The organism is Pseudomonas sp. Pseusp11 (genome assembly GCF_047304405.1).
Taxonomy (GTDB): domain Bacteria; phylum Pseudomonadota; class Gammaproteobacteria; order Pseudomonadales; family Pseudomonadaceae; genus Aquipseudomonas.
Genome location: NZ_JBGLZF010000008.1, coordinates 203,018 through 219,070 on the forward strand (window position 1 = coordinate 203,018; position 16,053 = coordinate 219,070).

General features: G+C 60.4%; 9 protein-coding genes and 1 other RNA gene. 4 read left to right on the top strand and 6 right to left on the bottom strand.

What is annotated here, in order from left to right; genetic code table 11:
* Positions 1 to 114 precede the first annotated feature (114 nt).
* The 6 genes from ffs to ACCC96_RS09470 form a co-directional block, all read right to left on the bottom strand.
* An RNA gene (gene ffs / locus ACCC96_RS09445) (signal recognition particle sRNA small type) lies at positions 115 to 211 on the bottom strand.
* A 155-nt stretch (positions 212 to 366) separates the two neighbouring features.
* Positions 367 to 1,530 (bottom strand): putative zinc-binding metallopeptidase, encoded by a 1,164-nt coding sequence (locus ACCC96_RS09450; RefSeq protein WP_413695656.1) that lies wholly within the window; start codon positions 1,528 to 1,530, stop codon positions 367 to 369.
* A 163-nt stretch (positions 1,531 to 1,693) separates the two neighbouring features.
* Positions 1,694 to 4,051, bottom strand: coding sequence for an NAD-dependent DNA ligase LigA (gene ligA, locus ACCC96_RS09455; protein WP_413695657.1), 2,358 nt, complete (start codon positions 4,049 to 4,051; stop codon positions 1,694 to 1,696).
* Positions 4,052 to 4,207: 156 nt separating this feature from the next.
* On the bottom strand, positions 4,208 to 5,059 hold the full coding sequence (gene zipA / locus ACCC96_RS09460) for a cell division protein ZipA (protein ID WP_019579886.1): 852 nt from the start codon (positions 5,057 to 5,059) through the stop codon (positions 4,208 to 4,210).
* A 258-nt stretch (positions 5,060 to 5,317) separates the two neighbouring features.
* Positions 5,318 to 8,806 (bottom strand): chromosome segregation protein SMC, encoded by a 3,489-nt coding sequence (gene smc, locus ACCC96_RS09465; RefSeq protein ID WP_413695658.1) that lies wholly within the window; start codon positions 8,804 to 8,806, stop codon positions 5,318 to 5,320.
* Positions 8,807 to 8,808: 2 nt separating this feature from the next.
* Positions 8,809 to 9,468 carry a GntR family transcriptional regulator gene (locus ACCC96_RS09470; protein WP_413695659.1) on the bottom strand — a complete coding sequence of 220 codons (660 nt, stop codon included), beginning with the start codon at positions 9,466 to 9,468 and terminating at the stop codon, positions 8,809 to 8,811.
* Between the two features lie 266 nt (positions 9,469 to 9,734).
* Between ACCC96_RS09470 and xdhA the strand changes: the two genes are divergently transcribed.
* From xdhA to guaD, 4 genes are all read left to right on the top strand, one after another.
* Positions 9,735 to 11,189, top strand: coding sequence for a xanthine dehydrogenase small subunit (gene xdhA / locus ACCC96_RS09475; protein ID WP_413695660.1), 1,455 nt, complete (start codon positions 9,735 to 9,737; stop codon positions 11,187 to 11,189).
* The gene (xdhB, locus tag ACCC96_RS09480; RefSeq protein ID WP_413695661.1) at positions 11,182 to 13,581 is read left to right on the top strand and encodes a xanthine dehydrogenase molybdopterin binding subunit; all 2,400 of its coding nucleotides are present in this window, start codon (positions 11,182 to 11,184) and stop codon (positions 13,579 to 13,581) included. The genes xdhA and xdhB overlap by 8 nt, the downstream gene beginning before the upstream one ends.
* 117 nt (positions 13,582 to 13,698) lie before the next feature.
* Entirely contained in the window at positions 13,699 to 14,544 is an 846-nt protein-coding gene (gene xdhC / locus ACCC96_RS09485) for a xanthine dehydrogenase accessory protein XdhC (RefSeq protein WP_413695662.1), read from the top strand.
* 32 nt (positions 14,545 to 14,576) lie between these two features.
* Entirely contained in the window at positions 14,577 to 15,875 is a 1,299-nt protein-coding gene (gene guaD / locus ACCC96_RS09490) for a guanine deaminase (protein ID WP_413695664.1), read from the top strand.
* Positions 15,876 to 16,053: the final 178 nt, after the last annotated feature.

A 16,053-nucleotide genomic window follows, 5' to 3' on the forward strand; every position in this document is an offset into this window, starting at 1 on the left:
GTTTCATTCGGAAACGCGATAAACCGCCCTGGATGAGCTCCATGGCAGGGAAAGCAAAACAGTATTTTTAGATAGAACACACGAAAGAGGGTTCGTGTTGCGTTATGGAGGCAACCCCACCAGCCACACCCCGGCACACAATGTTCCCGCTGTGGCTGCTTCCTTCCGGATCTGACCAGGTTCACGGGTAATCGTTGCGGGGGGACCGATGGGGTCACCATAACGACGCTCACCTGACGGCGAGCCGCGCCATTGTACCTATCTGAGACGAAGTTACAACCGTTCGGGCAGATTAAAAAACATGAGCCGCTTCAAGGACATGCGCCGACCTTCAAAAGATCGCGACCAGGCCGCGACCCTTTGATCCTATTGCACCAACACTTCATCTGCCCGGCCGCCCTCTTGCTGGATCACCAGGTGAATGAAGTGCAGCCTGGCGATCACCGCCGGCGGCAAGACGAACGGATAGAAATCCGGCTGCCCCATGCTGCGTGACAGCTCGTTAAGCATGCCGGCCAGCTCGATCCACGCATTGACGAACGACAGGAACGCCGGACCGCCGGGGTGCTGCGGATCAAACAGCGTGCTAGGTGGAAACGGCTGATAGTCGAAATCCATTTCCCGCGCACTCATGCCAAAACACAGGGCGGTGTCCACCGCATCCATCATGTGCAGGTAACGCGCCCAGGTTTCCGCCCAGTCTTCCCAAGGGTGCATGGTGGCGTAGGCGCTGACGTAATGTTGCTGCCAGTCGAGCGGCGCACCTTGTTGATAATGCTGTTCAAGGGCCTCGGCGTAGCTGGCACGCTCATCGCCGAACAGGCCGCGGAACGGTTCCAGCCAGGCACTGTTGGCGATCAGTCGGTCCCAGTAGTAATGCCCTGTCTCGTGCCGAAAGTGACCGAGCAGCGTGCGATAGGGTTCGTGCATCTGCACGCGAACCTGCTCGCGGTGGGCGTCGTCGGCTTCTTTGATATCGAGGGTGATCAGACCGTTGGCGTGCCCGGTGGTCGGCGGCTTGCCTTCGAGGTCGATACCGATGAAATCGAAGGCCAGACCAGTCTCTTCGTCTACTGTTTTGGGAATGACCTGCAAGCCCAGGCTGAGCAACTGCGCCACCAGACGACGCTTGGCGGTTTCCACTTTGCCCCAGCGCTCGTGGTTCTCGGGAATCGACAGGTCGGGGATGGTGCGATTCAGGCTACAGGCGATGCACAACCCATCGTGATGATTGGCCGGCAATAACCAGTTGCACGCAGCCGGGGAGTCGAGATTGGCGCAACGGCGGAAAATACCGGCGTCAGGGTCGGCGTCAAGCAACCAGGTATCCGCTTGCGGGCCGGGTTGCAGCGACGACAAGCGACTTTGCTGCGGCTGATAGCCCAGCGCCGCCGAACAGGCCAGGCACTGGCTGTTGCGAAAGAACAGCGACTGCCCGCAGCGACAATGCCAGACCTTGCTGTTGCGCGAATGCTCACCCATGAAAGGCGCGGCGATGCGCGAGCTGAGCTGTTCGAAGAAGCGGTACATGGCGATCTCTCTTTGGGGACTGCCAAGACTAGATCATTGCTCAGCAATGATCGTTCCCACGCTCTGCCTGGGTAAAATCAAAAGATCGCAGCCTTCGGCAGCTCCTACAGTGGAAAGGCGTACACCCGTAGGAGCTGTCGAAGGCTGCGATCTTTTGGCGATCTTAAACGTCGATACCGTGCTTCTTCAGAAACTCGACAAACGCCTCTTCATCAAGCACCTTCAACCCCAGCTCATTGGCCTTGGCCAGCTTCGAACCTGCGCCCGGCCCGGCGACCACGCAATGGGTCTTGGCCGATACCGAACCGGCCACCTTGGCACCGAGGCTTTCAAGTTTGTCCTTGGCAACGTCGCGACTCATCAGTTCCAGCGAACCGGTCAGCACCCAGGTCTGCCCAGCCAGCGGCAATCCTTCGACGACTTTTTTCTCGCTCTGCCAATGCATGCCAAAATCGCGCAGCTGCTTTTCAGCGGACTCGGCGAGCTGACAATTTTCTGCGACCGCAAAAAACTCACGCACCGAATTTGCCTGTTTCTCCGGCAGCGTCTGACGCATGTCCAGCCAGTCAGCATTCATCACCGCTTCAAGCGAGCCGAATTTGTCGGCAAGCTTCTGCGCCCCGCCCGGCCCGACCGAAGGAATGTTCAGCTTGTCGAGAAAACCGCCAAGCGTGGTGCTTGCAGCGAATTCGGCAGCCAACGCTCCCTGATCCTGAATCTGCAGGCCGTGCTTCAACAGATTGGCGATCACCTGCTGGTTATGCGGGTCTTCAAAGAAGCTGTGAATCTCGTGAGCCACTTCCAGCCCGACATCCGGCAGGTACGTGAGCACTTGCGGCAACGCCTGCTGAACACGCTCCAGCGAGCCGAGAGACCGCGCAAGCACCTTGGCCGTCTCTTCGCCGACATCAGGGATACCCAAGGCATAGATGAACCGCGCCAGACTCGGCCGCTTGCTGTCTTCGATAGCGCCGAGCAGGTTCTTGCTCGACAGCTCGGCAAAGCCTTCAAGGTCGACGATTTGTTCGAAGGTCAATGCGTACAAATCGGCTGGCGAATTCACCAGACCTTCATCCACCAGTTGCTCGACGCTCTTCTCGCCCAGCCCTTCGATGTCCATGGCGCGACGCGAAACGAAGTGAATGATCGCCTGCTTGAGTTGCGCACCGCAGGCCAGACGGCCGACGCAGCGATACACCGCGCCTTCGCTGACAGTCTCGCGACCCTTGCTGCGCTTGACCAGCTGCGTACGCTCGACATGCGAACCGCAGACCGGGCACTGCTCGGGTATCTGTACCGGTCGAGCATCCTCAGGACGACGCTCGATGACCACTTGCACCACTTGCGGAATCACGTCACCGGCGCGACGGATGATCACGGTGTCGCCGATCATCAGCCCCAACCGCGCAACCTCATCCATGTTGTGCAGCGTCGCATTGGCCACGGTAACGCCGGCGACCTTGACCGGTTTCAAGCGTGCCACCGGCGTCACGGCACCGGTGCGACCGACCTGAAACTCCACATCGAGCAACTCAGTGAGCTCTTCCATCGCCGGGAATTTATGCGCGATGGCCCAACGCGGTTCGCGAGCACGGAAACCCAACTCGCGCTGGGAGGCAATGCTGTTGACCTTGAACACCACGCCGTCGATTTCATAGGGCAGCGCATTGCGGCGTTCGCCGATGTCGCGGTAGTAATCCAGGCACTCATCGATGCCACGAGCCGACTTCAACTCATGACTGATCGGCATACCCCAGGCTTTGAGTTGCTGCAGATTGCCAATGTGCGTGTCGGCGATATCGGCGGAAACCTGGCCGATGCCGTAGCAGCAGAATTCCAGCGGACGGTTGGCGGTGATCTTCGAATCCAGCTGTCGCAAGCTGCCCGCCGCCGCGTTACGCGGGTTGGCGAAGGTCTTGCCGCCGACTTCCAGTTGCGTGGCGTTGAGCCGCTCGAAACCGGCCTTGGACATAAACACTTCGCCGCGCACTTCCAGGGTCGCCGGCCAGCCGCTGCCATGCAGCTTGAGCGGGATATTGCGTACGGTGCGCACGTTGACGCTGATGTCTTCGCCCGTGGTGCCATCGCCGCGAGTGGCGCCGCGCACCAGCATACCGTCCTGATACAGCAGGCTGACCGCCAGGCCATCGAGCTTGGGTTCGCAGCTGTACTCCACCGCTGCGCCGCCACCGAACAGGTCGCCAACCGGCAGGTCCAGCCCTTCCGTCACCCGGCGATCGAATTCGCGCATGTCGGTTTCTTCGAAGGCGTTGCCAAGGCTGAGCATCGGCACTTCATGACGCACCTGAGTGAACGCCGACAGCGCCGCACTGCCGACACGCTGGGTCGGCGAGTCACTGGTGATCAGCTCGGGATGGGCCGCTTCAAGGGCCTTGAGTTCATGGAACAAGCGATCGTATTCGGCGTCCGGAATGCTCGGCTCATCCAGCACATGGTAGCGATAGTTGTGCTGATCGAGCTCGGCGCGCAGCTCTAGAATGCGGGTTTCGGCGGCAGTCATGGGTGTTCTCTCATAAAGCAAAAGAGCAGCCGAGGCTGCTCAATCTCATTTCATCAAGATCAAGGGATCGCAGCCTCGTTTCACTCGACAGCTCCTACAGGGTTCGCGACTTTCTGTAGGAGCTGTCGAGTGAAACGAGGCTGCGATCCTTTGACCTCAGCGCTTCTGGGTCAACGCGCGGCGTTCGAACTCGACGATGCGCTGACGGTAGTGCTCAATCGTTTGGGCAGTCAGCACGCTGCGCTGGTCATCCTTCAGTTCGCCGTTCAGCTCCTGGGACAGCTTGCGCGCCGCCGCTACCATCACGTCGAAGGCTTGCTTCGGATGACGCGGGCCTGGCAGGCCGAGGAAGAAGCTCACCGCCGGGGTGCTGAAGTGGTCGATATCATCCAGATCGAAAACGCCCGGCTTGACCGCGTTGGCCATCGAGAACAGCACTTCGCCGTTACCAGCCATGCTTTCGTGGCGGTGAAAAATGTCCATCTCGCCGAAACGCAGACCGCTTTCCAGAATGTTCTGCAACAGCGCCGGGCCCTTGAAGCCGGCCGGGTCGCGGCAGATCACACTGATCACCAGCACTTCTTCGGCTTGTGGCTGATCTTTTTCAGGCGAGCTGGCGGACTTGCTGTCATCCGGGAAATCGTTGTCACGGCTGCTGAAGCTCGGGCCGCCGTCCAGGTCCAGGCTGAGGTTCATATCGCCTTGCGACGGCTCGCCATGGCCACGCTTGCCACGCTTGGAACCCGATTCGCGCGGTTCACGGGCAGGCATGCTCACCGACGGCAAGTCGTGCTCGTCCAGCTGCGGTTCTTTCTGGGTGTCCAGCACGCGGGGCGGGCCCAACAGCTCGGCGCTGGTGTCCTCGTCCGGCAGGTTGGACAGACTTCGGTCAAGACGGAATTTCAGTTTTCCCTTGCCGCCGCGCATGCGACGCCAGCCATCGAAAAGAATACCGGCAATGACAATAATGCCGATGACGATCAGCCACTCGCGCAGACCGATTTCCATGTAATCCCGTGCCTCTATAAAAAATGCTGAAAAATAAGGGGTTTACATTGTGTAAACCGCTTTAAAACGTGGCGCCAACTCTATGTTCTGACAGGCGTTTTGCCCACGCATACGAAAAATTGACATTAAACTAGCACGACCAAAGATAACTTTACACCGTCTGTCACATTGGCTTGCGCGAATATGTCGATTGGCCAGCAAGTCAAGCCAGGTAAAAAAGCCCTACAGCTCAAAATTACCTGCCCTACATGCAATGACTCAGGCGTCCACCATGGCCATCGCCTCCTCCACATCCACTGCCACCAGACGCGAGCAACCCGGTTCGTGCATCGTCACCCCCATCAATTGATCGGCCATTTCCATGGCGATCTTGTTGTGGGTGATATAGATAAACTGCACCGTCTGCGACATCTCTTTGACCAGCCGCGCGTAGCGTCCAACGTTAGCGTCATCCAATGGCGCGTCAACTTCATCGAGCATGCAGAACGGCGCCGGATTCAACTTGAAGATGGCAAATACCAGGGCCAATGCGGTCAGGGCTTTTTCGCCACCGGAGAGCAAATGGATGGTGCTGTTCTTCTTTCCTGGCGGCCGCGCCATGATCGTCACCCCTGTATCGAGTAGATCTTCGCCCGTCAGTTCCAAATAGGCGCTGCCTCCACCGAAAACTTTTGGGAAAAGGGCCTGTAAACCGCCATTGATCTGATCAAAGGTATCTTTGAAGCGGTTCCGGGTTTCCTTGTCGATCTTGCGAATCACGTTCTCGAGAGTGTCCAGTGCTTCCACCAGATCGTCGTTCTGGGCATCCAGATAACGTTTACGCTCGGATTGTTGCTGGTATTCGTCGATGGCCGCGAGGTTGATCGCGCCGAGGCGCTGAATCCGCGCGGCAATACGCTCGAGTTCTTCTTCGGCGTCTTTCTCGCTGACCCCGGCCACCAGTGTGGCGAGCACGCCATTGAGATCGTAGCCGTCTTCGAGCAATTGATCCTGCAAGGTCTTGCGCCGCACCGTCAACGCTTGCCATTCCATGCGCTGCTGTTCGAGCTGACTGCGAATCAACTGGGATTGCTGCTCGGCCTGAGTCCGGCGCTTTTCAGCATCGCGCAGTTCACGGTCGGCGTCTTCCATGGCGATTTGCGCGGTCTTGAGCTCTTCGTCGACGGTCATGCGCTTGTCGAGCAACTCTTCGAGCTTCAGCCGCAGCTCTTCCAGCGGCGCCTCGCCCTCTTCCAGATTGAGGCTCAGCTGTTCGCGCTTCTCGGTCAGGCGCTCTGCCTGCATTTCCAGCCGCTCAAGAGCCTGACGGGTGGAATCGTGTTGCGCCTTCAGCGACCCCAGGCGTACCGCCAATTGATGCGCATGGTCCTTGTGCTGCCGGGCTTCCTGGCGCACCCGGTCGAGGCGTTCGCGCAGGCTGTCGCGCTGGGCCAGCAGCAACTCGCGCTGCTCGGTATCCACCGCCATGCTGTCGAGCGCTTCCTGCAATTGCAGGCGCGCTTCGCCGATGTTTTCGTGTTCCAGGGCGCGCTGTTCGCTGAGCTCGGTGAGTTCTTCATCGAGACGGCTGCGGCGCAGGGTCAACTGTTCGACCTTGGCTTTACCAGCCGACAACTGGGCTTTCAATTCGCCCTGCTGACGCGCTTCGTCTTGCAGCAGACGGCGCAAGTGTTCGCGGCCGTTTTCCTGCTGACGCTGTTGCGCCCTGAGATTCTGAAGCTGGGTTTCCAGAGTTTCAACCGTGGCTTCGCGCTCTTCGCGCTCCAGGCCCAGCCGCTGGATTTCCTGGCCACGGGCGAGCACGCCACTTTCCGCTTCACTGGCCCGACGCACGCGTAAAAAGTGCCTGCCGACCCAGTAACCGTCGCGGCTGATCAGGCTTTGGCCGGCAGCCAATTGCCCGCGCAAGGCCAAGGCCTGTTCAAGGCTGTCGACCGGCTTGACCTGCCCCAGCCAAGGCGACAGATCGATCTGCGCCTCGACCTTGTCGAGCAAACTGCCGGGCATGCGCACGCCATCGCTGGCCGGGCTGAGCAGGCGCAGATCGCCTTGGGCAAACCCGGCCAGATCGAAATCACCGAAGTCGTCCACCAGCACCGCTTGCAGGTCGGCGCCGAGCACGGTTTCCACCGCCAGCTCCCAACCCGCTTCAACTTTCAGGCCTTCGGCCAAACGCGGACGATCCGCCAGATGCTGTTCGCGCAGCCATTCGGCGGTGCCGGTGCCCGGATCGAGCGCGGCTTGCTGCAAGGCCTCCAGCGACGCCAGCCGACCGTTGAGCCGCTGCAAATCACCTTGGGCTTGCTGCTGCGCCGACAACGCTTGCTGCAACTCTTGGCGCAGTTGCTCAAGACGCTCGACTTGCGCCTCTTCACTGGCCTGCAAGTCTTCCAGCGTCGCCTCGGATGCGGCCAACTGCTCGCTGAGTTCCATGATCGCCGCGTCTTCCGGGTCTGCCGAGAGCAGCGCGCGCTCTTCGGCCAGACGCTTCTGGCGATCGGCCAATCGCTCCATGCTGGTTTCCAGCTGCTGGATCCGCGACTGCTGAACTTCAGCCTGGCGACGCGGCTCGGCGGCGGTGAGGTTGAAAGTGTCCCACTGCTCCTGCCAGCCGTGCATGGTGGTTTCGGATTCTTCCAGTGCGGCGGCGGCTTCTTCGGCGGCGGCGCTGGTGACTTCCTGTTCCGGCGTGAGCATGTCCAGCTCTTCGCCCAGGGTCAGCAGCAAGGTGCGGTCATGGCCCAAGTGCGATTCGGTTTCCAACCGCGCGCGCTCGGCTTCTTTCAGATCGTCCTGCAATTGACGCAAGCGCTGCTGGCCGTGCTGGATGCTCTGCTCGACCCGGGCGATGTCGCCGCCGACCGAATAGAAGCGCCCCTGCACCAGATTGAAGCGCTCGGACAGGTCGTGATGCCCGTCACGCAGGCGTTCAATGGCCGCGTCGGCATTGCGCTGCTCAGCCACCAGGGCTTCGAAGGTGATTTCCTGGGTGCCGATGATCGCTTCGCGCTGGCCGACCTGCTCGTTCAGCGCCTGCCAGCGCAGGGCCGACAGCTGGGCCTTGAGCTGACGCTCTTCGCCCTTGTATTCCTGATACTTCTTGGCGGCCTCGGCCTGGCGGTGCAAGCGTTCAAGCTGACGCTCGAGCTCTTCGCGCAGGTCGGTCAGGCGGGCCAGGTTTTCGTGGGTGCGGCGGATGCGGTTTTCGGTTTCGCGTCGACGCTCCTTGTACTTGGAAATACCGGCGGCTTCTTCGATGAAATTACGCAGGTCTTCGGGCTTGGACTCGATCAGCTTGGAGATCATCCCCTGCTCGATAATCGAATAGCTGCGCGGACCGAGGCCGGTACCAAGAAAGATGTCGGTAATATCGCGGCGGCGGCATTTGGTGCCGTTGAGGTAGTAGGTGGTCTGGCTGTCGCGAGTCACTTTGCGGCGAATGGAAATTTCCGCATAGGCAGCCCATTCGCCGAGCAGGGTGCCGTCGGAGTTATCGAACACCAGTTCGATGCTCGCCTGGCTCACCGGTTTACGGCTGGTGGAGCCGTTGAAGATGACGTCGGTCATCGACTCGCCGCGCAAGTTCTTGGCCGAGCTCTCGCCCATCACCCAACGCACGGCGTCGATGATGTTCGACTTGCCGCAACCATTGGGCCCGACCACCGCCGCCATGTTACTGGGGAAGTTCACCGTGGTCGGGTCGACGAAGGATTTGAACCCCGCCAGTTTAATGCACTTGAGCCGCACGCTTAAGCGACCGTCAAGGCAGAAACCACCAGATCGCAACTGCGCTGGGCATACGCCGTCAGCACCACGCGGATCTGCGCAAAGTCACGGGCCAGCACGGCGGCCAGCAGGCGTTCGAACAGTTCCAGGAACTCGCTCATCGAGGCCTTGCGCTGCTCCAACGCCAGGAAATACGCACGGCTCATGGCCGGCTGCAGATTCTCGACGGTTTCCTGCAGGTACAGGTTGTTGGCGAACGGATACGCGGCGCGCATCACGCTGAAGCTGTCGTCGACGAACGTGCGGATGTCCTGGCGTTCGTAGCTGGCGGTCAGGCGCTGCTGGATCTGCAGGAATGGCGCCATGTCGGCCTGGACTTGCCAACCGCTGGCCACGGCGTTGCCGAGCAATATGTACAACTCGCTCATCAGCGTGCACAGGCTCTGCACCTTGTGCGCCGTCAGTTCGGTCACGTGGGCGCCACGTCGCGGCAAAATCGCGATCAAGTGGCGGCGCTCGAGGATCAGCAAGGCCTCACGGACTGAACCGCGGCTGACATTGAGGGCCAGCGTGACCTTCTGTTCCTGGATGCGCTCCCCCGGCTTCATTTCGCCGCGAATGATACGTTCGGCGAGGTGGTGAGCGATTTGCTCGGCGAGGCTGTCCGGCGCCTTGAACGTCATGGTTGTCCTTCAAACTCTTCGATCTGCACAAGCGGCGCAGTGTAGCGCAATTGAGGGGTCATGGCGGAGTGCCCACCCAGCGGTTTTTGGCACGATTCAAGCAAAAAGCAGGCTATCCCGTGAGGGTCAATAATGAAGGAACGAGTCGTTGATCGACAAAACGCTATTTCCTGACCTTTAAGTCAGAAAATCATTGACCGGAAAGTCAGACCTGATAAATTCGGTTCATGTCGGTTAACAACAATAATGAGTCTGCGAGGCCATCCGTGATCCAGTTTTTACTCAACCAGGAACTCCGTAGCGAGCACGCCCTGGACCCGAACCTGACTGTGCTCAATTACTTGCGCGAACATGTGGGCAAACCCGGCACCAAAGAAGGCTGCGCCAGCGGTGACTGTGGCGCGTGCACTGTGGTGGTCGGCGAGCTGCAGACGGATGACGATGGCCGCGAACACATTCGCTATCGCAGTCTCAACTCTTGCCTGACCTTTGTTTCGTCGCTGCACGGCAAGCAACTGATCAGCGTCGAAGACCTCAAGCACCAAGGCCAACTGCACAGCGTGCAAAAAGCCATGGTCGAGTGCCATGGCTCGCAATGCGGTTTCTGCACCCCGGGCTTTGTCATGTCGCTGTTCGCCCTGCAAAAGAACAGCGATCAACCGGACTCCCACAAGGCCCACGAAGCCCTGGCCGGCAACCTCTGCCGCTGCACCGGTTATCGGCCGATCCTGGCCGCTGCCGAGCAATCCTGCTGCGCCAAGCAACCGGATCAGTTCGATGCCCGTGAGGCTGACACCATCGCTCGCCTGAAAGCCATCGCCCCCACCGACATCGGTGAACTCAACAGTGGCGACAAACGCTGCCTGGTGCCGCTGACCGTGGCCGATCTGGCCGACCTCTACGACGCTTATCCACAGGCCCGCCTGCTGGCCGGCGGTACCGACCTGGCGCTGGAAGTCACGCAATTCCACCGCACCTTGCCGGTGATGATCTACGTCGGCAACGTCGCCGAAATGAAGCGCATCGAATGCTTCGACGATCGCCTGGAAATCGGCGCCGCCACCGCCCTCTCCGACTGTTACGACGCTTTGAAGGCCGAGTACCCGGACTTCGGCGAATTGCTGCAGCGCTTCGCTTCGTTGCAGATTCGCAACCAGGGCACCCTAGGCGGCAATATCGGCAACGCCTCGCCGATCGGTGACTCGCCACCGCTGCTGATCGCCCTTGGCGCGCAGATCGTGCTGTGCAAAGGCGAGACTCGCCGCACCCTGGCCCTGGAAGATTACTTCATCGATTACCGGGTCACCGCGCGCCAGGAAAGCGAGTTCATCGAGAAGATCATCGTGCCCCGCGCCAGCGTTGAACAACTGTTCCGCGCCTACAAGGTGTCGAAGCGTCTGGACGACGACATTTCCGCAGTCTGCGCAGCATTCAACCTGCGCATCGACAATGGCGTAGTCGCCGACGCCCGCGTTGCTTTCGGCGGCATGGCGGCCATCCCCAAACGCGCGAAAAACTGCGAAGCCGCGCTGGTTGGCGCACCGTTCAACAACGCCACCATTGAACGCGCCTGCGCCGCACTGGCCGAAGATTTCACACCGCTCTCGGACTTCCGCGCCAGCAAGGAATACCGCCTGCTCAGCGCGCAGAACCTGCTGCGCAAATACTTCATCGAACTGCAAACACCGCACATCGAGACTCGGGTGACCGCTTATGTCTAATCATCACGCCGTAGAGAAGACCCAAGCCGAACTGGCTGAATTGTTCGCCAAGGACCTGACCACCGGAGTCGGCCGCAGCGTCAAGCACGACAGCGCCGCCAAGCATGTGTCCGGTGAAGCACAGTACATTGACGATCGGCTGGAATTCCCCAATCAGCTGCACGTTTATGCACGGCTGTCGGACCGCGCACACGCGAAGATCATCAGCATCGACACCCAGCCCTGCTACGCCTTTGAAGGCGTGCGCATCGCCATCACCCACGAAGACGTGCCGGGCCTGAAAGACATCGGCCCGCTGTTGCCGGGCGATCCGCTGCTGGCCATCGAAGATGTGCAGTTCGTCGGCCAACCGGTGCTCGCCGTCGCCGCGAAAGACCTGGAAACCGCGCGCAAAGCCGCGATGGCGGCGATCATCGAATACGAAGACCTCGAACCGGTTCTGGACGTGGTCGAAGCCCTGCGCAAACGCCATTTCGTGCTCGACAGCCATACCCACCAGCGCGGCGATTCGGCCAATGCCTTGGCCACTGCCGAGCATCGCATCCAGGGCACGCTGCACATCGGCGGCCAGGAACACTTTTATCTGGAAACCCAGATCTCTTCGGTGATGCCGACCGAAGACGGCGGGATGATCGTTTACTGCTCGACCCAGAACCCCACCGAAGTGCAGAAACTGGTGGCGGAAGTGCTGGACGTGTCGATGAACAAGATCGTCGTCGACATGCGCCGCATGGGCGGTGGTTTCGGCGGCAAGGAAACCCAGGCGGCAAGCCCGGCGTGCCTGTGCGCGGTGATCGCGCACCTGACCGGTCAACCGACCAAAATGCGTCTGCCGCGTGTTGAAGACATGCTGATGACCGGTAAGCGTCACCCGTTCTACGTCGAGTACGACGTGGGCTTCGACAGCACCGGCCGCCTGCACGGCATCGCCCTGGAGCTGGCCGGTAACTGCGGTTGCTCGCCGGACTTGTCAGCGTCGATTGTCGACCGCGCGATGTTCCATGCCGACAACTCGTACTACCTCGGCGATGCGACCATCAACGGTCACCGCTGCAAGACCAACACCGCGTCGAACACCGCTTACCGTGGTTTCGGCGGCCCGCAAGGTATGGTCGCCATCGAAGAAGTGATGGACGCCATTGCCCGCCATCTGTGCCTCGATCCGCTGGCGGTGCGCAAGGCCAACTACTACGGCAAGACCGAGCGCAACGTCACCCATTACTACCAGACCGTCGAGCACAACATGCTCGAGGAAATGACCGCCGAACTGGAAGCCAGCAGCCAGTACGCCGAACGCCGCGAAGCGATCCGCCGCTACAACGCCAACAGCCCGGTCCTGAAAAAAGGCCTGGCGCTGACCCCGGTCAAATTCGGTATTTCCTTCACCGCCAGTTTCCTCAACCAGGCCGGTGCGCTGGTGCATGTCTACACCGACGGCAGCATCCACCTGAACCACGGCGGCACCGAAATGGGCCAGGGCCTGAACACCAAGGTTGCACAAGTGGTGGCTGAAGTATTCCAGGTGGAAATGGACCGGGTGCAGATCACCGCGACCAACACCGACAAAGTGCCGAACACCTCGCCAACCGCCGCTTCCAGCGGTGCCGACCTCAACGGTAAAGCCGCACAGAATGCCGCGGAAATCATCAAGAAACGCCTGGTGGAATTTGCCGCGCGGCAATACAAGGTCAGCGAAGAAGACGTGGAATTCCACAACGGTCATGTGCGGGTTCGCGATCACATCCTGACGTTCGAAGCGCTGATCCAGCAGGCGTATTTCGCCCAGGTGTCGCTGTCGAGCACCGGCTTCTACAAGACTCCGAAAATCTACTACGACCGCAGCCAGGCTCGCGGTCGGCCGTTCTACTACTACGCCTTCGGCGCGGCCTGCGCCGAGGTGATCGTCGACACCCTGACGGGCGAGTACAAGATGCTGCGCACCGACATCCTCCACGACGTCGGCGCCTCGTTGAACCCGGCCATCGACATCGGTCAGGTCGAGGGTGGTTTCATCCAGGGCATGGGTTGGCTGACCATGGAAGAACTGGTGTGGAACGACAAAGGCAAACTGATGACCAACGGCCCGGCCAGCTACAAGATCCCGGCCGTGGCGGACATGCCGTTGGACCTGCGGGTGAAGCTGGTGGAAAACCGCAAGAACCCGGAAGACACGGTGTTCCATTCCAAGGCTGTGGGTGAGCCGCCGTTCATGCTTGGCATCGCCGTCTGGTGCGCGATCAAGGACGCCGTGGCGAGTTTGGGCGACTACCGGCATCAACCGAAAATCGACGCGCCGGCGACGCCGGAGCGGGTGTTGTGGGGCTGTGAGCAGATGCGCCGGTTAAAGGCTTTGAAGCCTGTTGAGGCTGAAGCCGAGTTGGCTTCGCTGTAAGACCTAGGCGTGGCCATCGCAAGCAAGCCAGCTCCCACAGGTACGATGCATTCCTTGTGGGAGCGTGGCTTGCCCGCGATGAGGCCCGAACAGACAACAGAGATGTTGAGGTGAACCATGTACAACTGGATCGACGCCCTCGCCGACCTGAAAAACCGGGGTGAACCCTGTGTGTTGGTGACCATCATCGAAGAGCTCGGCTCGACGCCGCGCAATGCCGGCTCGAAGATGGTCATCAGCGCCACGCAAACATTCGACACCATTGGTGGCGGGCATCTGGAATACAAGGCCATGCAGATCGGCCGCGAGATGCTTGCCAGCGGTCGGCAGGACACCCATCTGGAGCGCTTCAGCCTCGGCGCCAGCCTGGGCCAGTGCTGCGGCGGCGTGACCGTGCTGCTGTTCGAACCGATGGGCCAGGTGCAAGCGCAGATTGCTGTATTCGGCGCCGGCCACGTCGGTCGGGCGCTGGTGCCGCTGCTCGCCAGCCTGCCCTGCCGGGTGCGCTGGATCGATTCGCGGGAAGCCGAATTCCCCGAACAGATCCCCCACGGCGTGCGCAAAATCGTCACCGAAGAACCGCTGGATGAAGTCGATGACCTGCCCGCTGGCAGCTACTGCATTGTCATGACCCACAATCACCAGCTCGACCTCGAACTCACCACCGCGATCCTCAAGCGCAACGACTTCGCCTACTTCGGCCTGATCGGTTCGAAGACCAAACGGGTGAAGTTCGAACACCGCCTGCGTGATCGTGGTTTCGATAGCGCCGTGCTGCAACGCATGCGCTGCCCGATGGGGCTGGGCGAAGTCAAAGGCAAGTTGCCTGTGGAAATCGCCATCTCCATCGCCGGCGAGATCATCGCCACCTATAACGCGAATTTCGGCCAGCACACCGCCAGCGCCGGATCATCGATCGCCAAACTGCTGCCTGCTTCACGCCGCAGCCAAGCTTCTAACTGAAAAGCTTTGAACTAATTGAGAACCCCATGCCAATGACTCGCAAAGCCTACCGCGCCGCCATTTTGCACAGCATCGCCGACCCTGCCGAAGTGGGTATCGAAGCCTCGTATGAGTATTTCGAAGACGGCCTGCTGGTGGTCGAGAACGGCCAGATCAACGCCATCGGCCACGCCAGCGATTTGCTGCCGACGCTGCCAGCCGACATCGAGATCACCCATTACCAGGACGCACTGATCACCCCTGGTTTCATCGACACCCACATTCACCTGCCGCAAACCGGCATGGTCGGCGCCTACGGCGAGCAACTGCTGGACTGGCTGAACACCTACACCTTTCCGTGCGAAAGCCAGTTCGCCGACAAGGTTCACGCCGATGAAGTGGCAGATATTTTCATCAAGGAACTGCTGCGCAACGGCACCACCACCGCCCTGGTCTTCGGCAGCGTGCATCCGCAATCGGTGAACTCGTTTTTCGAGGCTGCCGAGCAACTGGATCTGCGGATGATCGCCGGCAAGGTGATGATGGATCGCAACGCGCCGGACTACCTGACTGACACTGCCGAATCGAGCTACGTCGAAAGCAAGGCGCTGATCGAGCGCTGGCATGGCAAGGGCCGCCTGCACTACGCGGTCACGCCGCGCTTCGCCCCGACCAGCACCCCGGAACAGCTTGCACTGGCGGGGCAGTTGCTCAGCGAATACCCGGATCTGTACATGCAGACCCACATCAGCGAAAACCTCAAGGAAGTCGAGTGGGTCAAGGAACTGTTCCCGGAGCGCAAGGGCTACCTGGACGTCTACGATCACTACCAACTGCTCGGCGAACGCTCGGTGTTCGCCCACGGCGTGCACCTGTGCGACGACGAATGCGCGCGCCTGGCACAGACCGGATCGGCCATCGCCTTCTGCCCGACCTCGAACTTCTTCCTCGGCAGCGGCTTGTTCAACCTGCCGATGGCCGAGAAGCACAAACTGAATGTCGGACTGGGCACGGACGTCGGTGGCGGCACCAGTTTCTCGCTGCTGCAAACCCTGAACGAAGCGTACAAGGTCATGCAGCTGCAAGGCGCACGGCTGAGCCCGTTCAAGTCGCTGTACCTCGCCACCCTCGGCGGCGCCCGCGCACTGAGGCTGGAAGACCAGATCGGCACCCTGCAACCGGGTACCGACGCGGACTTCCTGGTGCTGGACTACAACGCGACGCCGCTGCTGAGCTATCGCCTGAAGCAGGCCAATAACATTGCCGAGACGTTGTTTGTGTTGATGACGCTGGGGGATGACCGGACTGTTCTGCAGACGTACGCGGCGGGGAATCTGGTGCATCAGCGTTAAGGTTTTTCGGGCATAAAAAATCCCCCGCAATGGTTGGTTGCGGGGGATTTTTTTTGCCAGTCAGAATGCCAAAAGATCGCAGCCTTCGGGAGCAACGGAGGGGGTTAGCCTATGCCCAGGATTCGCTGGCGCAGGCTGGGCATATTAAGGGGCACCCCCCCAAAAATACCGTGGGAAT